Below are 25881 nucleotides of genomic sequence, written 5' to 3'. Positions count from 1 at the left end.
TTTTTGAACACTTGCAGACAGATGCACAGGGAAGACCGTAGGCGGGGGAGGAACCAGGCTTGGCTATTAAACTTATTAATATCGGATTCGGTAATATTGTATCGGCAAACCGCATTATTTCAATCGTAAGCCCGGAATCGGCTCCGATTAAGAGGATCATTCAAGAAGCTCGCGACCGCCATATGCTGATTGATGCGACATATGGACGCCGTACGCGCGCTGTTATTATTACGGATAGCGATCATGTGATATTGTCGGCAGTTCAGCCTGAGACGGTTGCACACCGACTATCCACTAAGGACGACGATAACGACGAATAGTACGGGGAGTAATATGGATAAGGGATTGCTAATTGTATTGTCCGGCCCTTCAGGGGTTGGCAAAGGGACGGTTTGTTCCGTTCTTCGTAATAAGGTTCCTGAGCTGGTGTATTCGGTGTCGGCAACGACTAGACTGCCGCGTCAGGGTGAAGTAGACGGCGTGAATTATTTTTTCAAAAGCAAAGAGCAGTTTCAGGATATGATCGCGCGAGACGCACTTCTGGAACATGCCGAATATGTTGGTAACTACTACGGAACGCCGCGTGATTTCGTTGAACGCACGTTAGCGAGCGGCAAGGATGTCATTTTGGAGATCGAGGTACAAGGTGCTCTGAAAGTGAAACAAAAGTTTCCTGAAGGTATTTTTGTATTTTTATTGCCTCCTTCCTTGGATGAGCTAAAGCAGCGAATTACCGGACGTGGTACGGAAACCTTGGATACGATCAATAATCGCATGTCTGTCGCGGTCGAGGAAATGAATTTGCTTGGCCATTACGACTATGCGGTATTGAATGATGAGATAGATGCTGCTTGCGATCGTATTCGCAGTATCATGATAGCAGAACATTGCCGCAGAGAAAGATATTTACCTTATGTTTCGGGTATGGTTGCAGCAATTGAGAAAGCATGAGTGAGGAGAATGAACGATGTTATATCCGTCCATTGATGAAATGGTGAAAAAAGTTGACAGCAAATACACTTTAGTCGTAGCAGCTTCCAGACGTGCTCGTATGCTTCGCAACGGAGACAAGTCGGAACTTAAAAACCCGCGCTCCCGCAAGTATGTAGGTGTTGCGCTAGAAGAAATTTACGGCGACATTCTCCAAGTAGAAAACCTCGCAACAAAAGAGGACTAAGCAGAGGTTTTAATAATCATTGCAATGGCGGAGTGCTTACTGGCGACAGTGAAGCACTCCGCTTTCTTTTTTAATAATGCTAAAAATATTTAAATAATCAATACTTTAATGGTAAAATATAGGTGATATTCGAGGCGAATCTGAACATGTGAAGCTTATATCTGTCCAAAGGAGGTTTTAAGAAATGGATCCTATTATATTTTCGATTATTCTCTTTGTCGTTTTCATGCTGCTTCTGTCGGTTGTCATTCGCGGCGCTATTAATTCTTCTAAATTAACAGAGCAGTTGGAGTCGCTTAACCAAGAAATGAAGCTGCTGAGAAAGGAAATTCACGAAAATAAATCTATCGTAGATAAGCGAATATAAACGATAAAAAGCAGAGATTGAGGGAGCGATCAGAATGGCTTGTGAGCAGGAGATTCGTGAAATCAAGGAGTCCATTATTAAGCTAGAGGCGCAGGTGGCGGAGCTGAAGGCGGGGTCAAGCGGCGGTCGCTCAAGCTGGGCAAGCTTTGGCATTGGTTTTCTTATTGTTTTTACCGTGTTCATAATCTCCGTAGGCGTGCTTCAATTCATCAGTTAGCGGTCATTTCTACAGAAGTCGTACTTCCCCGAAGACTATTATTCCTTTATATTTGATAATGGTTATCATCGGATGGTGATCATGAAAAGAGTCCGAGTATTATGATTCATGGCGGGGACGACAATAGTGCTTTGCTGCAAAAGTCTGTAGTCCTATCAAAAGAGGATTATATTTGTTTCTGAAAAAAGTGCCGCTAAAGCGGAAAAACAGTGAGCAGGTGCTTTATTATTATAAAATCGTTGAATCCTTCCGTGATGAGGATCGCAAGCCAAAGCATCGTTTAATTGCTAAGGTGCATGCGGAGATGAGAGGCATAGCTGGGCTTCTTGGCAAACAGGAGGAAGCAGAACAGTGGCTGACAGCGTAAGATGAGAAAATTGCAGGCTTGCGAGGCAAGCTGAGCGGCGTAATTGGCGAAGATGAAACATTCATGATTTTTGAAACGCCCGATAGTGTGAACTACACGTTCGGAGATAATTTTGGCAGAGGCGGACAGGCTATTTACAGAGCCCTGCAGTTGAAGCCGACTGATCGTATCCGCAGCGAGTTGTTTGGCGAAAAACAGTGGATGGAGCTGTCGCTTTTCGTAGTTAGAAATAAAGGGCCGTTCAGCAGGATTGCTGAGCGGCTTTTTATTGCAAGAAGGTTTAAATGGCGTTGAGGCTATAATTTGTGTGAACAGAAGCCGTTAATTTGATAAACTATTAAGACTGCTATACGTGCAATGGATGAAATTGAACAGAATTTAAAGGGAATAGGATGATTGATGATATGAACAAGAGCCTTAGCATAAATGATTTTCCAGCATTGTCAAAAAGTATTGTTTGGGGAGCGGTTGAAAACTGCTTTACCCCGGATTATCAGGTTGATGAAGCGCTGGTGAGCAATATCAGCATAATTCCTACCGTTGGTGATGGGTATGCGGTCATGCAATTGGAGGATGGAAGGTGGGAGCTTGCCGGGGGGACGCTGGAGCCTGAAGAGCATCACATGGATGCTTTGGTCAGGGAAGTGAAGGAGGAGCTTGGTGCTGAACTGCTTTCTTATACCTTATTCGGCTGTTTCGCATGCCATTCAGCAGCTAAAGAGCCTTATCGGCCGCATATTCCCCATCCGAATTTTGTGAGGCTTGTCGGATACGGCGAGGTAAAGCTTGTGGGAAAACCTTTAAATCCCCCGGATGGCGAGCAAGTGGCAGTCGTAGAGGTAGTCGACATTGATGAAGCCATCAGACGTTTCAGGACGATCGGACGTTCGGATATCGCCGAGCTTTATTGGATGGCGCATCGTATCCGAAATGGCCTTTTGTAATTTTGCGATGAGCGGCTTTATTGTTCAAAAAGTATAAGGTCTGGTTAGATTTTGAGTCCGCATATGTTATGATAGATGGCGGGACTTATGTTTCGTGGACGAATGAACAGGAGGGAACGGAATGGACAAATTACGTTATCCGATTGGCAGGTACTCGTTCGAGGGAATGACCAATAAGCATCGTGAACAGTGGATTGCGGACATCGAGAGGCTGCCAGGTCAATTGCGAGCTGCGTTAGCGGATTTAGATGAGGAGCAGCTGGATACGCCTTATCGAAGCGGAGGCTGGACCGTGCGTCAGGTTGCGCATCATCTGGCGGATGCTTCAATGAATTGTTTTTCACGCTTCAAGCTGGCACTTACGGAGAATAACCCGACAATTAAGCCCTTTAACGAAGAGCGCTGGGCAGAAACGGCGGATAGCCTGCAGGCATCGCCGGAGATTAGCTTTGCGATCGTAGAGGGCATATATACCCGCTGGGTGCTGCTGCTTCGTTCGATGCAGCCCGCTGATTTTGAAAAAATGTTCTATCATCCCGAAAAGGGAAGCCAGATAGGCTTAGCATATTTTTTAGGATTTGTAGCGTGGCATGGAAGACATCACGTTGCTCAAATAACAAGCTTGAGAGAACGCAAGGATTGGTAACTTAAGCGCGGAAATTGAAGAGGCATCTTTATTTAAAATACAAATGACAAGCTTGTTACTCATCGTTTCGCTTGATAGGAGATACACCATGCTAAAAGGGAAAACCATTATACTCGGAATTACAGGCGGAATTGCAGCCTATAAAGGAGCGGCATTATGCAGCAAGCTGGTGCAGGCTGGCGCTAATGTCCATGTGATCATGACAGAGTCAGCAGTGAAATTTATAACGCCGCTGACTTTGCAAACGTTATCCCGCAACCCGGTCTATATCGATACCTTCGATGAGAGAGATCCGGCAGTTGTATCGCATATCCATTTGGCAGATCATGCGGATTTAATCGTCATTGCTCCGGCTACCGCCAATGCGTTGGCTAAGCTAGCCGGAGGCCATGCCGACGACATGCTGAGCACGACGCTGCTCGCAGCAACTTGTCCGCTCCTCATTGCGCCGGCAATGAACGTACATATGTATGAGCATCCTGCAGTCGTCTATAATTTAGAGCTGCTTTCTTCGCGTGGGGCAATGTTCGTTGAGCCTGGCACAGGCCAGCTGGCTTGCGGCTATGTTGCCAAAGGCCGGCTTGCAGAGCCTGAAGACATCGTCGCGGCGATTGAATCGTGGTTTAGCAGAGGCGCCAAACTAAAAGGAAAACGCGTGCTTGTTACCGCGGGCGGAACGATGGAGAGGCTGGATCCGGTTAGATTTTTGACTAATGATTCATCAGGCAAGATGGGCTTTGCGATTGCGGAGGCAGCGCTGCTAATGGGGGGCGATGTCACTTTAGTTGCAGGTCGGACCACTGCTGCGCTGCCGGCTGGCGTCAAGGTTATTCGGGTAGAGTCCGCGCAGCAAATGCTGGAAGCCGTAACGAGCCGTTACGACGAGATGGACATTGTCATAAAAGCCGCAGCGGTTGCCGATTACCGCGCGGTGAATGTAAGCGATCAGAAGCTGAAGAAAAACGGAGAGAAGCTTGTGCTTGAGCTTGAGCGGACGACGGATATTTTGGAAACGCTCGGACAGCGGAAACGGGATCAATTTCTTGTTGGCTTTGCTGCAGAAACAGAGCAGATCGAGCATTATGCCATGGACAAGCTGAGCAGGAAGCGTTGCGATCTTATTGTGGCAAATGATGTGAGCAAGGATGGGGCAGGCTTTAACGGCGATACGAATATCGTTCAGGTATTCGGACCGGAGGGGCTCGTCGAAGCGATGCCGCTAATGTCTAAGCGCGAAGTTGCCGTTCGTTTGCTGGAGTTGGTTGCGGGGCGGCTTATCTCTCCCGGAGGGATTGCCGAATGATTGCTAAAGTAATTGTAGACGTGCCGAGCCGCCAGACGGATCGGCCGTTTGATTATGAGGTGCCTGAGGCCTTTACGGATTGGATCGAGGTGGGGAGCCGCGTTGGCGTACCGTTCGGCGGACGAGTGCTGCAGGGCTTCGTTACGCAGCTGGCCGAGACGTCTGATATCGATTCAAAGCGGTTAAAGCCTATCTCTGAGCTGCTCGATCATGTGCCGCCGCTGCTGCCTGATCTTATCGAACTGGCCAAGTGGATGAGCGATAAATACTGCTGCTCCTGGACAACGGCGCTGCAGGCTATGATCCCGGCTGCTTTGAAAGGCAAAGCCGAGAGGCTTGTCGGCATTGAGGATGAGGAAGCGGCGAGAGAGGATCTGCCGCTTGCTATGACGGAATGGATGGGGACGGGCGGACAGCTTGTTAAGCTTGAGGTTCTGCTGGAGCGCTTTCCAGAGCATGCGAAGGCTGTAAAGGCCGCGCTGCGCGAAGGCGTGCTCGTTGAGCACACCAAGGTACGCGACAGGCTTGCTGTTCGCAAGGTGCTGACCGTTTATTTGCCGGACAATGTCGAGACAGTGCGCGAGCAAATGGAAGCACTGCCCTCGCGGGCGGCGAAGCAGCGCGAAGTTCTTGCCTTTATGCTTGAACATGGCGGTCCGTTACAGCTTCAGCTTCTTCTCACTGAAGCAGGCGGGTCTGCCGCAAGCGTGCGTTCATTAGCTGAGAAAGGGCTGCTTGAGCTGCGGGAGGTTGAGCAGCAGCGCGATCCTTATGCAGGCAGAGAGTTTGAGAGAACATCGCCGCTAGAGCTGACCGAAGGTCAGAAGGCTGTGTATGACCGTATAGTCAGGGCGGTTGATGCTGGCGAGCCCCAAACCATGCTGCTGCATGGCGTTACGGGAAGCGGGAAAACAGAGGTTTATTTGCAATCCATTCAATTTTGCTTGGAGCAGGAGAAGCAGGCGATTGTGCTGGTCCCGGAAATCTCGTTGACGCCGCAAATGGTAGAACGGTTTAAAGGCAGATTCGGTGATGCAGTTGCAGTACTTCACAGCAGACTTTCGAATGGAGAACGATACGACGAGTGGCGCAAAATTCGCAGCCGGCAGGTGCAGGTAGCCATTGGAGCACGCTCGGCCATTTTTGCACCTTTTGAGAGAATTGGGCTTATTATAATGGATGAAGAGCATGAATCATCCTATAAACAAGAGGAGAGTCCGAAATATCATGCCCGCGATGTAGCGGTACGCAGGGCTAAGCAGCATGGAGCGGCCGTTGTGCTTGGGTCGGCGACGCCATCCCTAGAATCCTTCGCTGCGGCAAGCCGTCCGTTAACCGCACGTGATGAAGGGCGCGAGCCGGCGCTGCTTCCAATGCCGGGGCGTGTCGGAGGAAGGCCTCTGCCGCCCGTCACGGTAATCGATATGCGGGAGGAGCTGAAAGAGGGCAATCGTTCGATGTTCAGCCGGCTGCTGCACAGTTCGCTTGCTGAGAGGCTGGAGCGCGGCGAACAATCCGTGCTTCTGCTCAATCGCCGAGGTTATTCGACCTTTGTCATGTGCCGCTCCTGCGGTTATACCGCTGCCTGCCCGCACTGCGACATTTCGCTGACCTATCATCAAAAGTCGCGGGCGCTGCGCTGTCATTATTGCGGGCATGCGGAGCAGGCGCCAACAAGCTGTCCATCCTGCCAAAGCGAGCATATTCGATATTTTGGAACCGGCACCCAGCGGGTGGAGGAGGAGCTGTCCAAGCTTTTCCCCGGCATCAGAGTAATCCGCATGGATGTCGATACGACGACTGAAAAAAATGCCCATGAGAAGCTGTTGAAGCAATTCGGCGAACGGAAAGCGGATGTGCTGCTTGGGACGCAGATGGTAGCAAAGGGTCTCGATTTTCCTTACGTTACACTTGTTGGTGTGATCGCTGCAGATACGTCGCTTAATCTGCCTGATTTTCGTGCGGCGGAACGTACATTTCAATTGCTCACGCAGGTTGCGGGTCGCGCGGGCCGGCATCATTTGGCGGGCGAGGTCGTCATACAAACCTATGCGCCAGAGCATTATGCCGTCATTACGGCGCAGCAGCATGATTACGCGGCTTTCGTAAGCGAGGAGCTCCGGCATCGCAGCGCGATGGGATATCCGCCATATTGCAGGCTGATTCTTGTGACGATGTCGCATGAACAACTGCCCCTGCTATCCTCAATCAGCGAAAGCTTTGCCGCTGAGCTGCGAGAAATTGCGGAAAATGAAGGCGTGCTAATTTCGCTTAGCAGCGGTTTCGGAAGAGCGCTGGAGGTGCTTGGACCAGTCGCCTCGCCGATTTCGAGAATGAAAGATCGCTACCGTTTTCAATGTGTGATAAAATATCGTGGGAGCATTGATGCTTCAGCTCTTGTCCGCAAGGCGCTTATCCCATTCACGGATGGTCCGCCGCAACGCCTTGTGCAATTCAGTATTGACGTAGATCCACAAGTTATATTATAAATAGCTATTACTATTTTAATGATCGTAAAGGAAGGGAATACAATGAGTATCCGTATAATTGTAAAAGAGCCGGACCCGGTATTGCGGGAAGTGGCAAAGGAAGTAACGAAATTTAATTCAAATTTGCAAAAACTGCTTAAGGATATGGCCGATACGATGTACGACGCAGAGGGCGTAGGCCTTGCGGCGCCGCAAATTGGGATTTCGAAACGGATTATTGTTGTGGATGTGGGCGATGAGAATGGCTTAGTCGAAATGGTAAATCCTGTTATCGTTGAACAAGAAGGCGAGCAGCTTGGTCCTGAAGGCTGCCTGAGCATACCCAATCTAAACGGCGATGTGCTGCGTGCAGACCGCATCGTGGTTACTGGACAAGATAGCAGCGGAAAGACATTTACGGTCGAAGCGAAGGGCTATTTTGCCCGTGCGTTCCAGCACGAAGTCGACCATTTGAACGGTATTTTGTTTACCGATTTGGCGGAGAGCATCTACGACATTTCGGAAAGAGCTAGAAAAGGCGGCGAATAGCTTCATGCGTATCGTATTTATGGGAACGCCGGAATTTGCCGTTCCCTCTTTGAAGCTGCTCTTGGAGCAGCAGTACAATGTTGTTGCTGTAGTCACACAGCCTGATCGGCCGAAGGGCCGCAAAAAAACGCTAACGCCGCCGCCTGTAAAGGAAGCGGCGTTGTCGTTCAATCTGCCTGTGCTCCAGCCTGAGCGGATGCGCAATGCAGACGCCGTTGCAGCGGTAGCCGAGCTGAAGCCGGACCTGATTGTTACGGCTGCCTACGGCCAAATTTTGCCGAAGGCGCTGCTTGATATTCCACGCCTTGGCTGTATTAACGTACATGGCTCTTTGCTGCCGAAATATCGCGGCGGCGCTCCTATCCAGCGCTCTATCATTAACGGCGAGAGCTCGACTGGCGTTACGATTATGTATATGGCGGAAGGCTTGGACACCGGCGATATGATCAGTGTTGTCGAACTGCCGATAGGTGACGAGGATACATCCGGGACCATGTTCGAGAAACTCAGTCTTGCCGGGGCGGAGCTGCTTGGACAAACGCTGCCGTCCATTATTTTGGGAGAAGCAAAGGCCGTTCCGCAGCAGAATGAGGAAGCAACCTACGCACCTAATTTAACGCGTGAGGACGAGCGAATCGATTGGATGAAACCGGCTCGTGCAATTTTTAATCAAGTCCGGGGCTTGTCGCCGATGGCGGGCGCTTTTACCTATTTGAATGGAGAAGTATTTAAAGTATGGCAGTGCGCCGTTCCTTCAGCCGCTGTTTCAAAAGAACCTGCTGCACCAGGAACCGTTCTTGCATCGGACAGCAGCGGCATTCATGTCCAGACTGGCGAGGGCGTGCTTGTATTGAAAGAAATTCAGCCAGCAGGCAAACGAGCGATGAGCGCGGCAGATTGGCTGAAGGGCGCACGCCTTGAAGCAGGCACGCTGCTTGGCGACGGAGGTACAGCATGACGGAGAGCAGCACGAAAAAAACGGGTAACAATGGTAATGGCGCAAAAGGCAAGCCTAAAGCAAGAAACGGCCATAAGCGTCCAGCTTCCGGCGGCAGACCCGCTCAGGCTGGCCAGACACCGCCGCAGCAGGGAACCCGCAAAGCGAAATCGCCGCGCGAGCTGGCGATGGATACATTGGTTAAGGTTGCTCAGACTGGAGCATACAGTAATTTGCAGCTCAACCGGACACTGCAGGATGCCGGCTTGCAGCGTGCGGACGCGGGGCTGGTAACAGAGCTCGTATATGGGACAATCCAGCGTCAAGCAACGCTTGACTATTGGTTAAACCGATTCGTTTCGAAAGGTCTACATAAGCTTGAGCCATGGGTTCATCAGCTGCTTCGAATGAGCGCATACCAGCTGTTATATTTAGATCGCATACCTGCGCACGCAGCTGTGAATGAAGCGGTAACCATAGCGAAGAAACGCGGGCATTCGGGTATTTCCGGCATGGTAAACGGTGTGTTGCGCAGCATTGACCGCGGCCGGACGGAACTGCAGGCTCTCGAGATCAAGCATGCTGATCCTGTGGTTCAAATTGCGCTTCGCCATTCGTATCCGGAATGGCTGGTAAGCCGCTGGGTAACAACCTACGGAGCGGAGAAGGCAGAAGAAATCTGTGCGGCGGGGAATGACCATCCACATACAAGCCTGCGTGCTAATCGATTAAAGGTTAGCCGTGAAGAAGCCATTGCGCTTTTGAAAGAAGCAGGCTTTGAGGCCGAGCCATCTATTATTGCGCCAGGAGGTATAACTATTCAGCGAGGCGGCAATCTTGCTGATACTGACGGTTTCCGCGAAGGGCTGTGGTCTGTGCAGGATGAAAGCTCGATGCTGGTTGCTGAGGTGGTTGCGCCTACAGCAGGCATGCAGGTGCTGGATTGCTGCGCTGCACCCGGCGGAAAGAGCACGCATTTGGCTGAATTAATGGATGGCAAGGGCAAGGTATGGGCTAACGATTTGCACGCGCATAAGCGCGATTTGATCGTGACTCAGTCCGAGCGTTTGAAGCTTCGCAATGTCGAAGCCATTACCGAGGATGCACTTAAGCTGGCTGGCCGCTTCAAGCCGCAATCGATGGATGCTGTGTTACTCGATGCTCCTTGTTCCGGATTTGGCGTTATTAAACGCAAGCCGGAGATCAAATGGACCAAAACCGCCGGCGATGTTTCGGATATCGCTGCCGTTCAGCAGCGTTTATTAAACGCTGTATGCGATTTGGTTCGCCCTGGGGGAGTGCTCGTTTACAGCACATGCACGATCGAGAAGGACGAGAACGAGCAGCAGGTCGCACGGTTCCTACAGGAGCATCCTGAGTTTGAATTGGATCGCAACTGGCCGGAAGCCATTGTGGATCAGTTGATGAAAGCAGGCGCAATCGATGAGCATTTCGATGGTCAAGCGCAGCTGCTTCCGCAGCATTTTGACAGCGACGGTTTTTACATTGCAAGGATGGTAAAGCGTCCATAAACCGCGCTTATGGCTGAACATGGGCGTTTGTGGTAAAATAAATCGATGGCTGGAACCAGAACGCTTGGTCCGCCCTACTATAAGGTACAGGTGTGATGAAATGAAACCATGCATATATGACTACACGCTCGAACAGCTTCAACAGTGGATGAAAGATAACGACGAGCCGGTATTCCGCGGCGGACAGTTGTTTGATTGGCTTTATGTGAAGCGTGTAAAGAGCTTTGAAGATATGTCTAACCTATCCAAGGCGCTTCGCGATAAGCTCGAGGAGAACTTCCAGATTATTACTCTTAGCGAAATTACGAAATTCGAATCAAAGGACGGCACTGTCAAGTTTCTATTCGGTCTGCATGACGCGCACGCGATCGAAACGGTTATTATGCGTCATAATTACGGCAATAGCATCTGTGTTACGACTCAGGTCGGATGCCGAATCGGCTGTACGTTTTGCGCATCAACGCTAGGCGGCTTGAAGCGTAACCTGACTGCGGGAGAAATTGTTGCTCAAGTTGTTACTGCTCAGCAAATGCTTGACGCAACGGGCGAGCGCGTATCCAGTATCGTCATCATGGGCTCTGGAGAGCCTTTTGAAAACTATGATGCAACGATGGCTTTCCTGCGTATTATGATTCACGAAAAAGGGCTAAACATCGGTCAACGCCACATTACGGTTTCTACGAGTGGAATTGTACCAAGCATGTATAAATTCGCAGAGGAAAATACGCAAATTAACCTTGCCCTATCGATCCATGCGCCGAATGATGCGCTTCGTTCGAAGCTGATGCCGGTTAACCGCCGTTTTCCATTTGATGACGTTATGGCGGCTTGCCATAACTATATCGCGAAAACTGGCCGGAGAATTACGTTTGAGTACGCCTTGATTGGCGGAGTGAACGACCGCGCGGAGCATGCGCAAGAGCTTGCTGATGTACTTCAAGGCATGTTATGCCACGTTAATTTAATTCCTGTAAACCATGTTCCTGAACGTAATTATGTTCGGACGCCGCGCGAGGATATTTTTGAATTTCAGCGCGTACTGGAGCGGAATAAAGTGAGCGTAACGATTCGCAGGGAGCAAGGCCATGATATCGCGGCTGCCTGCGGCCAATTAAGAGCGAAACATATGGAGTCTCAGGCGAGGTGATGATTGATTGTTAACGGCTAACCGCAGTGACATTGGACGGGTTCGTCATGTCAATGAAGACCAATCATGGGTAAGTCAATTGAATAACGGGGTAACCCTTGCCATCGTAGCCGATGGCATGGGCGGTCATCAGGCTGGGGACGTAGCTAGCCAGAAGGCCGTTGATGCGTTTCGCAGCATGCTGGAGCAGAGTGCAGCGAAAGCTGATTTGTCCTTGCAAGAAGGGAAAATGCTGATTCGTCAAGCGATTTCGAAAGCGAATGAAGCTGTATTTGAGTTGGCATCTCGCAATGAAAATTACCACAATATGGGAACCACGATTGTTGCAGCATTGGTAAAGCAGGACAACGCTATTATCGGACATGTAGGCGACAGCCGCGCTTACAAAATTAAGGAAGGCGTTATTACCCAAATCACGAATGACCATACGCTTGTAAATGAATTGGTCAAATCCGGCCAGCTTAGCGCCGAAGAAGCGGCACATCATCCAAGACGCAACGTGCTGACTCGCGCAGTCGGAACGGATTCCCATGTGGACATCGAGGTTCAATCCGTGGAATGGTCCCCGCATGACGTCCTGCTGCTATGCAGCGACGGCTTATCGAATATGGTGAGCGAGCAGCAAATGCTGCAGACGATCTCGACGGAGCAGCTGGAGCTTGAAGCAAAAGCTGATCATCTCATTCAGCTTGCGCTCCATGCCGGCGGAGACGACAATATTACGGTCGTTCTGCTGCAAGAAGCGCCTAGCACGAATCGAGAGGGGTGACAAGGATGATCGGACAGGATTTAGGCGGACGTTATGAAATTTTGACACGTATCGGCGGAGGCGGAATGGCGCTTGTATATAAAGCGCATGATGTGCTGCTGAATCGAAAGGTCGCGGTAAAAGTGCTGCGGCAGCAATTTGTGCATGACGAGGAATTTATTCGCCGATTCCGTCGTGAAGCACAGTCGGCAGCTGCGCTATCTCATCCGAACGTCGTCAGCATTTATGATGTAGGACAAGAAGATGATACGCATTATATCGTTATGGAATATATTGAAGGCCACAATTTGAACGAAATTATACAAGAGCGTGCGCCGTTGCAGACAGATGAATCGGTGCGTATTGCCATGCAAATTGCTGATGCGCTTGATCATGCCCATCAAAATCATATTATACATCGTGATATTAAGCCTCATAATATACTCATAGGTAAAAACGGACGAGTGAAGGTAACCGATTTCGGTATCGCACGGGCGGTTACATCATCGACCATAACACAGACGGGATCGGTTATCGGATCGGTTCACTATTTTTCTCCAGAGCATGCCAAAGGGGTTAATACCGGGGAAAAATCGGATTTATATTCGCTAGGCATCGTGCTTTATCAGATGCTGACGGCAAAGCTGCCGTTTCTGGGGGAAAGCCCGATCAGCGTAGCTTTGAAGCATCTGCAGGAAAATTTCGAGGAGCCAAGGGTCGTTAATCCGCATATTCCGCAAAGCGTGGAGAATGTCATCCTAAAAGCGATGCGCAAAAATCCGAGCGAGCGTTATGGCTCAGCCCATGAAATGCTGCTCGATTTGGATACTTGTCTTCGTCCTGAACGTTTAAAGGAACCCAAAATAACGTTTATTCATGTTAACGATATGGAAGAAACGCGTGTAATGCCCGCTATTCGCGGAGATATCCGGCCAGCAGACCCCATAGAGCGCGAACGGCCGAAAGTTGCGGCAGTTGAGGGGGAGCAAGAGAACGAGCAAGCCCCGAAGTCGAAGGGCTGGAAAAAACCGCTCGCTGTTGTTGGCGTCACGCTCGGTATTCTGGGGTTAATCATTTGGGGCTTTATCTGGCTGCTCGGTGTTCTGGATGTCGCAGAGGTTGACGTGCCTTATGTCGTGGGCAAGACTGAAACCGAAGCTCGGCAGATGATTGAAGGCGCTGGACTTAAAGTGGAAGATCCTGTTATTCATGAGCACAATAAAGAAATACCGAAGGACCAGGTAATCAGTCAATCGAAGGCGAATATGAGGGTCAAGGAAGGTTCGTTGATCCAAATTTCGGTCAGCGACGGTCCTGAGCTCGAGGAGCTTGGCAATTATGTCGGGAAATCACTTCAGACAGCGATTGATGAGCTCGGCGCATTGGGCATCACCGAGGATCAGATCGTGATTGATACGGTGTTCAGCGAGGAAGCTCCGGATACGATTGTTCAGCAGACGCCAAAGGCGGGTGAACAGTACAATCCTGAATCGGTTGAATTCAATTTCATGGTAAGCAAGGGCCGCGAGACCGTTCCGATGCCGAATTTGATAGGCAAGAGCCTGGATGAGGCAAAGGATTTGATTAAGGCAAACGAACTGACGCTCGATGACGCTGATATTTTATATGAGCCGAGCTATTTGCATCAGAAGAATTATGTCATTAGCCAAGATCCATATAAACCGAAGGATCAAGTCTCCAAAGGGGCGAAGTTGTCCATTCGGGTAAGCTCTGGACCGCCGGCTGATGCGTTAGAGCATCAATTCAATATTACGATTTCACCTGCGGAAGCAGGCAAAACCAGTGAAATTCGAATTGAATACTCCGACGCGCGCGGTGAGAATATCGAATGGGATAAACGCCAAATTACCAATACGCAGACCTTCCCTGTAACTGTTGTCGTTGCGCCGGATACGGAAGCGAGAGTGACGGTTTATCGTGACAACCAGTTTATCGATACCAAGACGATCACGTATGAAGAACTAAAGCAGGGTTCAAATTCATCCACCTTGACCATTCCGGGTGAAGAAGTGCAGGCTACAGATGAGCCAGCACAAGCGGAGGTTACCGAAAGCGATGAGCCAATTGAAGAAGAGCAGCAACAAGAACAGCAGCCATAATAGCAAAGAAGGTCATCTTAAGGGCACGATAGTAAAAGCGTTGAGCGGCTATTATTATGTACGAGCGGATGACACAGCATCGGATTCCGTAACAATCCAATGCCGGGCACGCGGTGTGTTTAAGAATAAGGGACTGTCGCCCTTAGTTGGTGATGTCGTTATGTACAGCTTAACGGAGAACGGGGAGGGCACCGTAGAGGAGCTTCTACCCCGCTCGTCGGAGCTTATTCGTCCACCAGTCGCTAACATTGATCTTGCCATTCTCGTATTTTCGGTAACGGAACCTGCGCTGAATTTGCAGCTGCTCGATAAGTTTCTTGTTCATATCGAGCATGCAGGTATTCCTGCGGTACTTTGTTTAAGCAAACAGGATTTAGAAAATGACGGTTTGGAAACGGAGGAGGCGCAAGCTGCGGCTGCCTCCGTTAACCGTATTTACCGTCCTCTTGGTTATGAAGTATACGGGACAAGCTCTCGCCTAGGCGAGGGCATTGTTCCGTTTCAAGAGCGGCTGCAGGGCCATATGGCCGTATTTGCCGGTCAATCAGGCGTAGGTAAGTCATCGCTGCTTAATGCCATTGTTCCAGGCCTACAGCTTGAGACCAATGAAATCAGCAATAGGCTGGGGCGTGGCAAACATACGACCAGGCATGTCGAGCTGATTGAAATCGGCGGCGGTTTGGTTGCCGATACGCCAGGGTTTAGCCAGCTGGATTTCCAGGAGCTGGGTATTGAAGATTTAGGCTACTGCTTTGTTGAAATGCGCGAGCTTTCACCAAGCTGCAAGTTTCGTGGCTGCACGCATGTCCAAGAACCAGGCTGCGCCGTGCTGGCTGCGGTTGAGAACGGAGAAATCGAGAAAAGCAGACATGATCATTATCTGCTGTTTTTAGCAGAGATGAAAGAGAAAAAACGGAGGTACTAACAACTATGACAATTATTGCCCCTTCCATATTATCGGCTAATTTTGCACGGCTTGGAGAGGAAGTTCAAGCCGTGGAAGCGGCAGGAGCAGATTGGATTCACGTCGATGTAATGGATGGACATTTCGTTCCCAATCTAACCTTTGGACCGCCGGTCATTTCGGCGATAAGATCAGCGACTAAGCTGCCATTTGACGTGCATCTTATGATTGAGCGTCCAGAGCTATCCATCGCAGACTATATTGCAGCGGGAGCGGATCGAATTACGGTGCATGCCGAGGCCTGCGTGCATTTGCATAGAACCATTCATTATATTAAGGAAAAGGGCTTGCCGGCTGGCGTAGCCATAAATCCTGCAACACCTGTTTCTGTGTTGGAGCCGATTTTGCATGATCTTGACCTTGTGCTTATCATGACGGTTAATCCGGGATTCGGAGGTCAGAAGTTTATCCCTTACTCGCTTGTAAAGCTGCGGCAGCTGCGTGCCATGCTTGAGGAACAGGGGCTGGATGACGTACACGTACAGGTAGATGGAGGCGTGAATTCAACGACGGCAGCAGTCATTCGAGAGGCTGGAGCCAATGTTCTTGTGGCTGGGAATGCGGTGTTTTCAGAAGAGGACCGTGCAGCAGCAATAGCGGTACTGCGTTAGGGGCCGGGATGATGAATGAGCGATTAAAAACGACGTTTTGGCTTTTGGGCTACACGTTTTTAGCAGGCCTTATGCTGACGGTTTTTTCTCTTATCGAGGATTTTTACCGGTATCTCTTTTCATTGTTAGCTTTATACATAGGTATACGTTTTTTTCGGAGGTTTGAAACGCTTGGACTTCGCATAACCTTTTTTGTATTGTCGATTATTTTTTATTTGTTACTCGCTATTGTCGTTTCTGCTTTTATCTTTTTAAGAGATCATACGGACACAATAACGGGCGCTTAATACGCTTTCCCCGCAGGCCCTCATTGGAATAGGACGAACTGATGACGCATAGGATGTTTACATGAGCGTAGGAATTTTGTCACGGATAAATTCGATGAGCGTGTCTGAGGAGGGATGAGGCATGAAATTTTATACAATCAAACTGCCTAAATTTTTGGGCGGATTCGTAAAGGCGATTTTGAATACCTTCCAAAAAAATTAGGTCAGATGCTGCAGGGCACCCTTCGGCCGTGATCGTGTAAAAGTAAAAGAAAAGCACCTGAGCGCTCAGGTGCTTTTGTCTATGGCCAAAGCCATCATTATACGCGGGTAACTTTACCGGCTTTCAGTGCGCGAGTGCTAACATAAACACGTTTTGGTTTACCGTCAACCAAAATGCGAACCTTTTGCACGTTTACGCCCCAAGAACGACGAGTTTTGTTGTTTGCGTGGGAAACGTTGTTACCTTTACCAGGTGCTTTACCTGTAAGAAAACATTTGCGGGACATGACTACACCTCCTTTAAATCTTGCGTGAGCAAAACTGATTCCATAAGTATGGCTCGTTATGCGTGAGGAAAACTTCATTCGTAAGCGAAATAACATTTAAACACACTTGAATATCGTATCATAAACATTGGTTCTGTTCAACCTAAATATACAGACAAGGCCTTTTTTCATGGCATTTATAGCTTGCAATCCCTCAGAAAGACTGGATTTTTTGATCGGACTTCTATAAAGGAGCCGTTTATAGTACAATGATACTTAGTCCATAATATATACAGTAAGGGAGTGTATTTCCATGTCACTGCAGCTAAGCACCGAACTCGGTTCCATACATGTTTCTGACCATTGCATAGCCATTATTGCCGGCTCTGCGGCCATGGATTGTTATGGACTTGTCGGAATGGCTTCTCGCAAACAGCTGAAGGACGGAATTGCCGAGTTGCTCGGACGAGATAATCTAACTCGCGGCGTTGAAGTTAGACGGGTAAATGAAAAATTGCATATTGACCTCTACATCATCGTAAGCTATGGAACAAAAATTTCCGAGGTAGCGCATAATATTCAATCCAAAGTAAAATATGTGCTGAATGACGTGATCGGTCTACAAGTGGAAGAAGTCCATATAATTGTGCAGGATGTCAGGGTACTTAAGTAACAGGGAGGGAACTTTCGTTGAGTAAGCGCTTTATAAACGGATCTGATTTTGCCGCAATGGCACTGCTCGGCGCGGATTATTTACAGCGTAACGCAGAGCACGTTAACGCATTAAATGTATTTCCAGTGCCGGATGGCGACACGGGAACAAACATGAATTTAACGATGTCCTCCGGCGTTCGCGAGCTCCGCAGCAAGCCGTCAAACAGCATTGGGAAGGCGACAGAGGCTTTATCCAAAGGGCTGCTGATGGGCGCTCGCGGAAACTCTGGTGTTATTCTGTCGCAGCTATTCCGAGGCTTCTCCAGATCGCTTGCCGGTCTTGAAGAGGCTGGAACGGTACAGCTTGCCGCTGCTTTGCAATACGGTGTTGACCTCGCTTATAAAGCTGTCGTAAAACCAGTAGAAGGAACGATTCTTACCGTTGCCAAGGAAGCCGCCAAGCATGCCGTACAGTATGCCCGCAGAACAAACGATGTGGCTGAGCTGATGCAGGAGGTTCACCAGAAAGCATATGAGGCACTCCAGCGTACGCCTGATCTATTGCCAGTGCTAAAGCAGGTTGGCGTAGTCGATTCTGGTGGACAAGGTCTCGTATTTATTTATGAAGGTTTCTTACGCAGCCTTATCGATGTTGACGGGCAGCTTGATTCCTTTTCCATGGCTTCAGAAGCGGCTCCGCCTGAAGAGGTAGCTGTTCCTACTACTGCTCCTCCCGTTCGTAAGCAAGAGCCAACCTCGGCACAATCACGTTTATCGACGGAAGCTATCGAATTTTTATATGACATGGAATTTTTTATTAATCGCAAGCTGTCCGGCCAAGCGGGAGCGTTTTTTGATGAATCCGCTTACAAACGCGCGCTGAGCAAGGACGGCGATTCTATATTAGTCATAACGGAAGACGATATTATCAAGGTGCATGTGCACTCGCGCAAACCGGGGGATGTTCTTAATCTATCACTTCCTCACGGAGAATTAACCGATATCCATATCCTCAACATGCGTGAGCAGCATCGTGATTTGCTTGAGTATGAGCAATTGGATACGAGCGTCGCAGACTTTTCTGCGGCTGAGCTGCTTGCAGGTCAAGCGGTTCAAGGGGTTCCGCCGGGACAAGTGTTCGAAAAGGCGCCTTTTGGCATTATCGCAGTCGCGTTAGGCGAAGGGATTGCTGATATTTTCCTGGAAAATGAAGTAGATACGGTATTGTCTGGCGGCCAAACGATGAATCCGAGCACCGAGGATTTTGTAAATGCAATCGAGGCTTTGTCAGCGGATCACATTTACATACTTCCGAATAACGGAAATATTATTTTAGCGGCTGAACAGGCTGCTGAGCTTAGCGAGCGTAGCGTTACCGTAATCCCAACCCGTACGATTCCGCAGGGCTTGGCGGCGGTTCTTGCTTTTAAAGAAGAAGAAACGGCTGAGCGCAACAGCGTTTGGATGAAAAATGCCGCGGAACAAGTTATCTCGGGGCAGGTAACGAAGGCTGTACGGGATACGACCATTGAAGGCGTGGACATCCACGAAGGAGATTATATCGGCATTAAGGAGAAAACGATCGTCGTATCGAACGCGAGCTTACTGGAAGCCTGTCAAACGCTTATCGCGAGCATGATGGATTCCTCTGGAGATTTGTTAACGATTCTATCCGGCGAGGAAGCGGATGCTGCGGAGACGGCATCGCTTTGCGAATGGGTAGGGGAGCAGTATCCTGAGCTGGAGCTTGAAGTGCAAAAGGGCGGACAACCGCTCTATCCTTATGTTTTTGCCTTGGAATAAAGCTATATTCGTTTAATGCTGGGAGGGTATGACAATGGGGAAGGTCCGAATCGTAACGGATAGCACGGCCGACATTCCAGATGAAGTTAAAGAGCGTTTGGGGATATCCATTGTTCCCCTCAAGGTGCTCTTTGGCGAAGAGACATTTCTAGACTCGGTGACGATAAAATCGGAGCAATTCTATGAAAAGCTAGCACAGTCCGCTGTGCTCCCCACCACATCGCAGCCATCGCCGCTTGAGTTCTCTGATGTATACGGGAGGCTGCTCGCAGAAGACGCTGATTCTCCAATTATTTCACTTCATTTATCAGCGGCGCTCAGCGGAACCTTTCAGTCAGCGGTCATCGCACATTCTATGCTGGAGGAAGAAGCTGATATTACGATTCTGGATTCCAGGTCGGCGTCTTACGGGTTTGGGATGCGTGTCGTAAAAGCGGCGGAAATGGCGCAAGCAGGAGAATCAAAGGAACGGATTATAGCGGCGATCGAGCAGCTTGAGCGCGATATGAATTTATATTTTCTTGTTGATACATTGGAATATTTGCAGAAGGGCGGTCGGATCGGGAAAGCCTCGGCGTTGATCGGTTCGATCCTTAATATTAAACCTATTTTGTCATTGGATTCAGAAGGTGTCGTGCTTGCGGTTGATAAAGTACGCGGTACGAAGAAAGCGATGGCGCGTATCATAGAGCTGCTGAAGCAGACGTACGGTGATGAGCCGGTCGGCATGACAATGGCTTACTCTTTCCGCAAGGATACGGCAGAGGACCTTTGTGAGCTTCTAAAGAGCCAATTCAATGTACAAGCGATTAACTGGACGACGATTGGCGCGGTTATCGGAACACACACCGGACCAGGCGCATCAGCCGTGTTTATGTACAGGATGTGATATTATGATGACGCTGGATCAAATTTCTGTTCGGCAAATCAAAGGCGTGAGTGCTCCTAAGGAACAGGAGCTTCACGCCTTTGGCGTTAAAACTGTTGCTGATATTCTCGATTATTTTCCGTTTCGTTATGAGGATTATCGAATTCGCGAGCTGACAGATGTCAAGGAAGGCGAAAAAGTGACGGTGCTGGGGCATGTGAGGGGCATTCCCTTATTGCAGCGCTATGGCAAAAGCAAATCAAGACTGACTTGTAAAGTAGAGATCGGGCAATGGCTGGTGACGGCAGTCTGGTTTAATCGGCATTTTCTGCAGGATCAGCTGACCATTGGCCGAGAGATTATGTTGACCGGCAAGTGGGAACAGCAGCGCCTGCAAATGACGGTATCAGACTCGGAATTTCCAGGCAGCGGCGGTGCTGCGAAGACGGGAACACTCCAGCCTGTTTACTCCGTCGGGGGAGGCATTACGCAGCCTTGGATGCGGAAAACGGTCCGCCAAGCTTTGACACAATATGCAATGATGATAGAAGAGATGCTGCCGCAGGAGCTTGTCCGCCAGCATGATTTGATGGCTAGGCGGGACGCCGTGCAGCGCATTCATCTACCTGATGATACGAAGGAAGGGCAGGAGGCCCGCAGAAGGCTGGTTTATGAGGAGCTCTTCTTGTTCCAGCTTAAGCTGCAAGCTTACCGAGCGCTTAACCGCAAGCGCAATGACGGTATTGCACACCGTATTGAGAGCGAGACGATCCGTCAATTTGCCGCTACACTGCCTTTTGAACTGACGGATGCGCAGAAGAAGGTCGTTAATGAAATCTGCGTCGATATGAGAAGGCCCTCATGCATGAACCGTCTGCTGCAGGGAGACGTTGGCTCAGGCAAAACGGTCGTCTCCGCGATTGCACTTTATTGTGCGGTTAAGTCCGGGCATCAAGGCGCTTTGATGGTGCCGACCGAAATACTGGCCGATCAGCATATGAGATCGCTCACGAGAATGTTTGCAGAGCTCGGTATCCAGGTGGCCCTGCTAACGGGCAGTCTGACAGATCGCAAACGTAGGGATGTACTCGCTGGGCTGCAGATGGGAATCATCGATATCGTTGTCGGCACGCATGCACTTATTCAGGATGATGTTTTTTTTCGCAGCTTAGGACTCGTGGTCGTTGACGAGCAGCATCGTTTCGGCGTCAACCAACGAAGCGTTCTGCGCCGCAAAGGAATGAATCCCGATGTGCTTACGATGACCGCTACACCAATCCCGAGAACGATGGCGATTACGGCGTTTGGAGATATGGATGTGTCGACGATTCGCGAGCGCCCGCATGGACGTAAGCCGATCAAGACATATTGGGTAAAGCACACCATGATGGAGCGTGTGCTGGGCTTTATTCGGAAAGAGGTTAACAAAGGCCGGCAGGCTTATATTATTTGTCCTTTGATTGAAGAATCAGAGAAGCTTGACGTTCAAAATGCGATTGACCTTTACGTGCAGACACAGCAGTCGTTTCCAGATCTGCGCGTCGGTTTATTGCACGGCCGGTTATCGGCAGCGGAGAAGGAAACGGTCATGGGCGCCTTCGGCGCAAACGATACGCATGTACTGGTGGCGACGACTGTGGTCGAGGTTGGCGTGGACGTGCCTAACGCGACGCTCATGATCATTATGGACGCGGAGCGCTTCGGCTTGTCCCAGCTGCATCAACTGCGGGGGAGGGTTGGCCGGGGCGAGCATCAGTCGCATTGTATTCTGGTAGCCGATCCGAAGTCGGAAACCGGGCGTGAGCGCATGAAGGTCATGACGGATACGGATGATGGCTTTGAAGTATCTAGGCGCGATCTGGAGATTCGCGGTCCTGGCGATTTTTTTGGCACGAAGCAAAGCGGGCTGCCTGAATTCCGTTTAGCGGATATGGTAGCAGACTATGAGGTGCTCGAGCTTGCTAGGGAAGATGCCGCTGAAATGACCGAACGCGATGATTTTTGGTCAAATGACTCCTTTGAGAGAGTACGAAGCGTTTTGCGTAAGGATCAATTTTTTCAAGGCGAACAGCTGGACTAGGCAATAATTCCCTCCTCTCGGCATATAGTTTAACAATGTGACGGGATTGCCGGATGGAGGTGTCGAGGCAGTGAGTTACCAAAACTATGGAATTCGGCCGCAGTTGGTCGAGCGCATCAAATACAAAATGAAAAACCCAGTTGTTAAGGATCGTATCAGGCAGCTGCTTGGAAATGTGACGAAGTATGATTTGCAGGATCGGCCAAAGGTGAGGAAGCTTGTGAAGGCAGCAGCGGTTATTTTGCAGGAACAGCTTACGGATACGCAGGAGGATCAGATCGTTGCTTTTGTCATGGGACAAAAAATCGATCCCAACAACACGTTTCACTTGTTGAAGCTTTGGGGAATGTTTCGCTGACCGCTTGAGGTCAGCGATTTTTTTTGTTCTGTGCAGTGGCCTCAGCGCTGTTCTTGCCGGCTACCATAGCTCCAGCTGCTCATCGGCTTTGTAAGGTTCAATTAATKAAGGCTCATCATTGCGGACACTTCCGACAGCAGCGGAAACCGTATACGCCTCGAGCTCTTCTGCCCTGTAGGGCTTAAATAAAGGAGTAAGCGCTGTGATGTCAGTTACCGCGCGATTTAACCAGAGCTGTTCATCCTCAGGACGCAAAATAACCGGCATACGATCGTGTATAGGAGCAACGAGCTCGTTGGGGGTTGTTGTTAAAATCGTACAGCTGTTAATTTTTGTTCCTTCAGGTGATATCCATGTCTCAAAGAGACCGGCCATACTGAACAGTGCCCGGTTCTTCAGCACGATTCGCATAGGCTGCTTCCCCTGCGCCGTCGCTTTCCACTCATAAAACCCGTCGGCCGGTATGAGGCAGCGCTTGCGCTGCAGCGGCTTTTGGAAGGCTGGCTTGCTGGCCGCCGTCTCAGAGCGAGCGTTAAGCATCTGAAAGCCAATCTTTGGATTGTCAGCCCAAGGCGGAACAAGTCCCCATTTTAGCTCTCCTAATCGGTTGCTCTGCCCATCGTTTATGATCGTCAGCACCTGCTGGCTCGGAGCTATATTATATTTTGGACGGTGAAACGGCACCATTGTCTCCCCAATCATATATCTAACCATCAGTTCCTCCAGCGTGACGGTGAGCGTGTATCTTCCGCACATGACTGCTGTCTCCTTCCCTTATGCTTGCTTTTATTATACAACGCGGTCAGCTGCGGCGCATATGTTGCATACACGGTATGACGATCATCAAGGTGGCAAATACTGGTTATATAGGATGATGCGAGCATCAAGCTTCATATAGTCAATGACGTTGAACAGGGGCGCTTATGATGGGCAAAAATAATGGGGTAAGAACATACCGCCGGTCATTCGGCTACTGGCTCCGGCAGCTGCTGGCGCTTCCTGGCGCGGCGTTTGACTATGCGGCGGGAAAATGGGCTGCCATGAGTGCATCACATGCGATGATGGCGGAGGCGATTCCGCTTCAGCTCTCGACCTCGACTGCCGCGAAGCTAAAGCATGCATGGTCTAAACAGAGCGTATTCCCTGACCCTCCGGCGGCAGAAGGCTGGAATGAACGGGACCACGCACTCGTTGCGCGAATCCGCGCGGAGACGGCTGCCTGCAACCGTAATAATGTGACGCGTACAGAAGCTTACCGTAACGTATACTTCCGTACGCCAGAGCTGCATTGGGCGCTGCTTGCCCATATGGTATCCCGCAATGGCGGCTGGAATATGACAGATTTGCAAGGAGAGTGGCTTCCTTGGCTGCTGAATGCAGAGCAGAGGGAGGCGGTGTTCCGATTTTTAGAGCAGGCAAACGCTTTGATTTTTCAAGATGCATATCCTCAGCTGCTGTTGTACGAGTGGAGCCGGCGCGAGGGAAGGAGCTTGTTCCATTTGCTGCCTGCCTTTGGCGTATCGGTGTTCATGGCACCTGTCTGGAAGCAGTTCTGGCGAGATCGAGACGCAGTGCCGCTTACGATTGCTTTAATCGTAAATGAGCAGCATTATATCGAGCAGCGGGTCGTGCAGCATCCGTATTATCGCGAAAAAGTGCTGCATACGTTATTTTTTGGACTGCAGTCCCTGCTTCAGCTGAACGGCGTTATTTTCCCTTATGGAACAGGGCAAGCAAGAGGTGAAGGAGTCTCCGTGCTAAAGCTCTCGGGTCTTATTCTGGAACAGTTCGAAAGTTTACCGGAGCGGATTGAATTCGGCAAGCGCCTGTATGCGATGTTGTTTGGCATTCCGCGTGTGTATGAAGGCGCGAGATGCTTTGCAGGCGCCGTAAAGCATACAGGATCGCGTGCGGACTATGCGCCGCATATGTTCTCACGCGTGCGCCATCAGCTTCCTCAGAGCATCTATAAGGAGCGCCTGCTTGGCGGGCGATTGAGGCTGGGGGCGGAACCGCTGTACAGTCCGGAGCTGGGCGCAGCGTGGAGCGATCAGCCGCTAGAGGCCCCGGATCCTGGCGATTGGTTCAAATCGGTAAACGAGGTGTGGCCGTATTTTCAAAAGCTGCCATTGCCCCATTCCTTCGAGATTACGAATGAATACGGTCTCATGCTGAACAAGATCGAACTGGCGGTGCTCGCGATGCAGCGGGGAAAATGAAGCCCTATACTTAAGTCGAGTACAAAACCATCCTGCAGGTTCAAATAGAAATCAAACCTGCGTCCGTTAAAAATGTAATATCCTTCCTGTAAAGTGAGAGTCATCAACTCATGACAGGAAGGGTGTTTAAATTGAATAATCAAACAGGTAGCGGACTGCATCCGGCAGTCAAGTTTTTTGAAGGAGAGAAGTCCTTGGTGCTTACCGGACTTCTCGGATTTTTGCTTGCGGGGATATGCGGGGTATGGGGAATGCTGAACGGGGGAGCCGTAGCCCCGGACGGGGATGTTTTGAAAGCATTTTCCTTTAATGCTGCTCTGGGCATATTTTTGCTATCCACGGCGGCAGTTCTTCCATTTTCGGCAATGGGGAAGAAGAGTAAAGGTTTTTTTCGATTGTCCTATATTGTACTGGCGTTTTATTCCTATTTTGCAGAAACCGTTCAAAATTTCCGCGGAGTAAATCCGAGGTTCGTACAGAACGGAACAGCTTTTGATGTAGCTGTCGGTTCAATCTTTACATTAGTTGCACTTTTGCTGGTATTGTTTTATTGCTTTTTGGCTATTCAATATTTCCGTAAAAAAGCTTACTTGATCCGTCCGGAGCTTGTGCTCAGTATTCGTTATGCGATGATTGCGATCATGGTCTCCTTTGCGGCAGGGCTCTGGATTTCTTTTAACCAAGGGCGGCTTGTTGGCCTGCACGGAAATATTATTTGGCTCCATGGGCTCGGTTTCCATGCGCTGCAGGCTCTGCCTTTTGTCGCCTGGCTGACTGAACGCCAATCGCTTACTTCTCCCGTTCGGCGAACGTCGATTCATATAACCGGTGCCACTTATTTGCTTGGATTAGCATTGATCGGCTGGCAAACGTATCTTGGAAATTCTATTTTTGAGTGGTCCCTGCTTCCCGTTCTTGCCGCTGGCTGTTTCCTTGCCGCATTAGTGCCCGCCATCCTTATGCTGCGTCAAAAAAAAATTATTGATAAAAGTTTGTAGCCATAATACTCCATTCATTCCGGCAGCCCTTGGCCCCATTAATCAGGCCG

29 protein-coding genes are annotated in these 25881 nt (G+C 49.8%); 27 read left to right on the top strand and 2 right to left on the bottom strand.

What is annotated here, in order from left to right; translation table 11 throughout:
* Nucleotides 1-59 precede the first annotated feature (59 nt).
* The 20 genes from remA to spoVM all read left to right on the top strand — a co-directional run bounded on the left by remA (nucleotide 60) and on the right by spoVM (nucleotide 16586).
* Nucleotides 60-320, top strand: coding sequence for an extracellular matrix/biofilm regulator RemA (remA, locus tag AC1DLI_RS15000; protein WP_005548256.1), 261 nt, complete (start codon nucleotides 60-62; stop codon nucleotides 318-320).
* A gap of 13 nt (nucleotides 321-333) precedes the next feature.
* On the top strand, nucleotides 334-951 hold the full coding sequence (gmk, locus tag AC1DLI_RS14995; protein ID WP_477603838.1) for a guanylate kinase: 618 nt from the start codon (nucleotides 334-336) through the stop codon (nucleotides 949-951).
* 16 nt (nucleotides 952-967) lie between these two features.
* A complete protein-coding gene (gene rpoZ, locus AC1DLI_RS14990) occupies nucleotides 968-1177 on the top strand; it encodes a DNA-directed RNA polymerase subunit omega (protein WP_053375625.1) in 210 nt (69 codons plus the stop codon).
* Between the two features lie 184 nt (nucleotides 1178-1361).
* Nucleotides 1362-1544: a hypothetical protein gene (locus tag AC1DLI_RS14985; protein WP_477603836.1), complete on the top strand. Its 183-nt coding sequence runs from the start codon at nucleotides 1362-1364 to the stop codon at nucleotides 1542-1544.
* Nucleotides 1545-1578: 34 nt separating this feature from the next.
* Nucleotides 1579-1761, top strand: a complete 183-nt coding sequence (locus AC1DLI_RS14980; protein WP_477603834.1) for a hypothetical protein — start codon at nucleotides 1579-1581, stop codon at nucleotides 1759-1761.
* A gap of 172 nt (nucleotides 1762-1933) precedes the next feature.
* Complete coding sequence (locus AC1DLI_RS14975) at nucleotides 1934-2128, top strand: hypothetical protein (RefSeq protein WP_477603832.1); 195 nt, start codon at nucleotides 1934-1936, stop codon at nucleotides 2126-2128.
* Between the two features lie 18 nt (nucleotides 2129-2146).
* Nucleotides 2147-2422, top strand: a complete 276-nt coding sequence (locus AC1DLI_RS14970) for a hypothetical protein (protein ID WP_477603830.1) — start codon at nucleotides 2147-2149, stop codon at nucleotides 2420-2422.
* 110 nt (nucleotides 2423-2532) lie between these two features.
* Nucleotides 2533-3072: an NUDIX hydrolase gene (locus tag AC1DLI_RS14965; protein ID WP_477603828.1), complete on the top strand. Its 540-nt coding sequence runs from the start codon at nucleotides 2533-2535 to the stop codon at nucleotides 3070-3072.
* A gap of 121 nt (nucleotides 3073-3193) precedes the next feature.
* Nucleotides 3194-3718, top strand: a complete 525-nt coding sequence (locus AC1DLI_RS14960) for a YfiT family bacillithiol transferase (RefSeq protein WP_477603826.1) — start codon at nucleotides 3194-3196, stop codon at nucleotides 3716-3718.
* An 88-nt stretch (nucleotides 3719-3806) separates the two neighbouring features.
* Complete coding sequence (coaBC, locus tag AC1DLI_RS14955; protein ID WP_477603824.1) at nucleotides 3807-5021, top strand: bifunctional phosphopantothenoylcysteine decarboxylase/phosphopantothenate--cysteine ligase CoaBC; 1215 nt, start codon at nucleotides 3807-3809, stop codon at nucleotides 5019-5021.
* A complete protein-coding gene (priA, locus tag AC1DLI_RS14950; protein ID WP_477603823.1) occupies nucleotides 5018-7510 on the top strand; it encodes a primosomal protein N' in 2493 nt (830 codons plus the stop codon). The genes coaBC and priA overlap by 4 nt, the downstream gene beginning before the upstream one ends.
* 42 nt (nucleotides 7511-7552) lie before the next feature.
* The gene (gene def, locus AC1DLI_RS14945) at nucleotides 7553-8038 is read left to right on the top strand and encodes a peptide deformylase (RefSeq protein ID WP_308994630.1); all 486 of its coding nucleotides are present in this window, start codon (nucleotides 7553-7555) and stop codon (nucleotides 8036-8038) included.
* 4 nt (nucleotides 8039-8042) lie between these two features.
* Nucleotides 8043-8996 carry a methionyl-tRNA formyltransferase gene (fmt, locus tag AC1DLI_RS14940; protein ID WP_477603820.1) on the top strand — a complete coding sequence of 318 codons (954 nt, stop codon included), beginning with the start codon at nucleotides 8043-8045 and terminating at the stop codon, nucleotides 8994-8996.
* Complete coding sequence (gene rsmB, locus AC1DLI_RS14935) at nucleotides 8993-10507, top strand: 16S rRNA (cytosine(967)-C(5))-methyltransferase RsmB (RefSeq protein WP_477603818.1); 1515 nt, start codon at nucleotides 8993-8995, stop codon at nucleotides 10505-10507. The genes fmt and rsmB overlap by 4 nt, the downstream gene beginning before the upstream one ends.
* 100 nt (nucleotides 10508-10607) lie before the next feature.
* Nucleotides 10608-11654, top strand: a complete 1047-nt coding sequence (rlmN, locus tag AC1DLI_RS14930; RefSeq protein WP_308994627.1) for a dual-specificity RNA methyltransferase RlmN — start codon at nucleotides 10608-10610, stop codon at nucleotides 11652-11654.
* A gap of 7 nt (nucleotides 11655-11661) precedes the next feature.
* Complete coding sequence (locus AC1DLI_RS14925; protein ID WP_477603816.1) at nucleotides 11662-12423, top strand: Stp1/IreP family PP2C-type Ser/Thr phosphatase; 762 nt, start codon at nucleotides 11662-11664, stop codon at nucleotides 12421-12423.
* Nucleotides 12424-12428: 5 nt separating this feature from the next.
* The gene (pknB, locus tag AC1DLI_RS14920) at nucleotides 12429-14522 is read left to right on the top strand and encodes a Stk1 family PASTA domain-containing Ser/Thr kinase (protein ID WP_477603814.1); all 2094 of its coding nucleotides are present in this window, start codon (nucleotides 12429-12431) and stop codon (nucleotides 14520-14522) included.
* Nucleotides 14479-15447, top strand: coding sequence for a ribosome small subunit-dependent GTPase A (gene rsgA / locus AC1DLI_RS14915; RefSeq protein ID WP_477603812.1), 969 nt, complete (start codon nucleotides 14479-14481; stop codon nucleotides 15445-15447). Before pknB ends, rsgA begins: the two co-directional genes overlap by 44 nt.
* Nucleotides 15448-15452: 5 nt before the next feature.
* Entirely contained in the window at nucleotides 15453-16097 is a 645-nt protein-coding gene (rpe, locus tag AC1DLI_RS14910) for a ribulose-phosphate 3-epimerase (protein WP_308994623.1), read from the top strand.
* Nucleotides 16098-16505: 408 nt separating this feature from the next.
* Entirely contained in the window at nucleotides 16506-16586 is an 81-nt protein-coding gene (gene spoVM, locus AC1DLI_RS14905) for a stage V sporulation protein SpoVM (protein WP_010345573.1), read from the top strand.
* A 97-nt stretch (nucleotides 16587-16683) separates the two neighbouring features.
* On the opposite strand, the gene rpmB is transcribed toward spoVM, so the two are convergent.
* A complete protein-coding gene (rpmB, locus tag AC1DLI_RS14900; protein ID WP_053375639.1) occupies nucleotides 16684-16872 on the bottom strand; it encodes a 50S ribosomal protein L28 in 189 nt (62 codons plus the stop codon).
* Nucleotides 16873-17164: 292 nt separating this feature from the next.
* Here rpmB and AC1DLI_RS14895 point away from each other — a divergent pair, with 292 nt between their 5' ends.
* From AC1DLI_RS14895 to AC1DLI_RS14875, 5 genes are all read left to right on the top strand, one after another.
* Nucleotides 17165-17524, top strand: a complete 360-nt coding sequence (locus AC1DLI_RS14895) for an Asp23/Gls24 family envelope stress response protein (RefSeq protein WP_308994622.1) — start codon at nucleotides 17165-17167, stop codon at nucleotides 17522-17524.
* Nucleotides 17525-17580: 56 nt separating this feature from the next.
* The gene (locus tag AC1DLI_RS14890) at nucleotides 17581-19308 is read left to right on the top strand and encodes a DAK2 domain-containing protein (protein ID WP_477605023.1); all 1728 of its coding nucleotides are present in this window, start codon (nucleotides 17581-17583) and stop codon (nucleotides 19306-19308) included.
* 34 nt (nucleotides 19309-19342) lie between these two features.
* Nucleotides 19343-20197 carry a DegV family protein gene (locus tag AC1DLI_RS14885; protein WP_477603809.1) on the top strand — a complete coding sequence of 285 codons (855 nt, stop codon included), beginning with the start codon at nucleotides 19343-19345 and terminating at the stop codon, nucleotides 20195-20197.
* 7 nt (nucleotides 20198-20204) lie between these two features.
* A complete protein-coding gene (gene recG, locus AC1DLI_RS14880) occupies nucleotides 20205-22256 on the top strand; it encodes an ATP-dependent DNA helicase RecG (RefSeq protein ID WP_477605021.1) in 2052 nt (683 codons plus the stop codon).
* 70 nt (nucleotides 22257-22326) lie between these two features.
* Nucleotides 22327-22614: a stage VI sporulation protein F gene (locus AC1DLI_RS14875; protein WP_183561882.1), complete on the top strand. Its 288-nt coding sequence runs from the start codon at nucleotides 22327-22329 to the stop codon at nucleotides 22612-22614.
* 60 nt (nucleotides 22615-22674) lie between these two features.
* On the opposite strand, the gene AC1DLI_RS14870 is transcribed toward AC1DLI_RS14875, so the two are convergent.
* Nucleotides 22675-23370 (bottom strand): SOS response-associated peptidase, encoded by a 696-nt coding sequence (locus tag AC1DLI_RS14870; protein WP_477603806.1) that lies wholly within the window; start codon nucleotides 23368-23370, stop codon nucleotides 22675-22677.
* A 170-nt stretch (nucleotides 23371-23540) separates the two neighbouring features.
* Between AC1DLI_RS14870 and AC1DLI_RS14865 the strand changes: the two genes are divergently transcribed.
* Nucleotides 23541-24833 carry a DUF2515 domain-containing protein gene (locus tag AC1DLI_RS14865; protein WP_477603804.1) on the top strand — a complete coding sequence of 431 codons (1293 nt, stop codon included), beginning with the start codon at nucleotides 23541-23543 and terminating at the stop codon, nucleotides 24831-24833.
* Between the two features lie 131 nt (nucleotides 24834-24964).
* Nucleotides 24965-25831, top strand: coding sequence for a hypothetical protein (locus AC1DLI_RS14860; RefSeq protein WP_477603802.1), 867 nt, complete (start codon nucleotides 24965-24967; stop codon nucleotides 25829-25831).
* Nucleotides 25832-25881 lie beyond the last annotated feature (50 nt).

The sequence above is a fragment of the Paenibacillus sp. 01T443 genome, from assembly GCF_056398325.1.
This window is presented reverse-complemented; position numbering and strand designations above follow the sequence as displayed.

Bases quoted from the DNA above. Each gene is read 5' to 3' on its own strand.
- recG (WP_477605021.1), top strand. From the start codon at position 20,205: ATGACGCTGGATCAAATTTCTGTTCGGCAAATCAAAGGCGTGAGTGCT.
- AC1DLI_RS14985 (WP_477603836.1), top strand. From the start codon at position 1,362: ATGGATCCTATTATATTTTCGATTATTCTCTTTGTCGTTTTCATGCTG.
- rsgA (WP_477603812.1), top strand. From the start codon at position 14,479: ATGAGCCAATTGAAGAAGAGCAGCAACAAGAACAGCAGCCATAATAGC.
- def (WP_308994630.1), top strand. From the start codon at position 7,553: ATGAGTATCCGTATAATTGTAAAAGAGCCGGACCCGGTATTGCGGGAA.
- rpmB (WP_053375639.1), bottom strand. From the start codon at position 16,872: ATGTCCCGCAAATGTTTTCTTACAGGTAAAGCACCTGGTAAAGGTAAC.
- AC1DLI_RS14885 (WP_477603809.1), top strand. From the start codon at position 19,343: ATGGGGAAGGTCCGAATCGTAACGGATAGCACGGCCGACATTCCAGAT.
- AC1DLI_RS14865 (WP_477603804.1), top strand. From the start codon at position 23,541: ATGGGCAAAAATAATGGGGTAAGAACATACCGCCGGTCATTCGGCTAC.
- AC1DLI_RS14980 (WP_477603834.1), top strand. From the start codon at position 1,579: ATGGCTTGTGAGCAGGAGATTCGTGAAATCAAGGAGTCCATTATTAAG.
- rpoZ (WP_053375625.1), top strand. From the start codon at position 968: ATGTTATATCCGTCCATTGATGAAATGGTGAAAAAAGTTGACAGCAAA.
- rpe (WP_308994623.1), top strand. From the start codon at position 15,453: ATGACAATTATTGCCCCTTCCATATTATCGGCTAATTTTGCACGGCTT.
- priA (WP_477603823.1), top strand. From the start codon at position 5,018: ATGATTGCTAAAGTAATTGTAGACGTGCCGAGCCGCCAGACGGATCGG.
- fmt (WP_477603820.1), top strand. From the start codon at position 8,043: ATGCGTATCGTATTTATGGGAACGCCGGAATTTGCCGTTCCCTCTTTG.
- spoVM (WP_010345573.1), top strand. From the start codon at position 16,506: ATGAAATTTTATACAATCAAACTGCCTAAATTTTTGGGCGGATTCGTA.
- pknB (WP_477603814.1), top strand. From the start codon at position 12,429: ATGATCGGACAGGATTTAGGCGGACGTTATGAAATTTTGACACGTATC.
- gmk (WP_477603838.1), top strand. From the start codon at position 334: ATGGATAAGGGATTGCTAATTGTATTGTCCGGCCCTTCAGGGGTTGGC.
- rlmN (WP_308994627.1), top strand. From the start codon at position 10,608: ATGAAACCATGCATATATGACTACACGCTCGAACAGCTTCAACAGTGG.
- coaBC (WP_477603824.1), top strand. From the start codon at position 3,807: ATGCTAAAAGGGAAAACCATTATACTCGGAATTACAGGCGGAATTGCA.
- AC1DLI_RS14895 (WP_308994622.1), top strand. From the start codon at position 17,165: ATGTCACTGCAGCTAAGCACCGAACTCGGTTCCATACATGTTTCTGAC.
- AC1DLI_RS14960 (WP_477603826.1), top strand. From the start codon at position 3,194: ATGGACAAATTACGTTATCCGATTGGCAGGTACTCGTTCGAGGGAATG.
- AC1DLI_RS14965 (WP_477603828.1), top strand. From the start codon at position 2,533: ATGAACAAGAGCCTTAGCATAAATGATTTTCCAGCATTGTCAAAAAGT.
- rsmB (WP_477603818.1), top strand. From the start codon at position 8,993: ATGACGGAGAGCAGCACGAAAAAAACGGGTAACAATGGTAATGGCGCA.
- AC1DLI_RS14890 (WP_477605023.1), top strand. From the start codon at position 17,581: ATGGCACTGCTCGGCGCGGATTATTTACAGCGTAACGCAGAGCACGTT.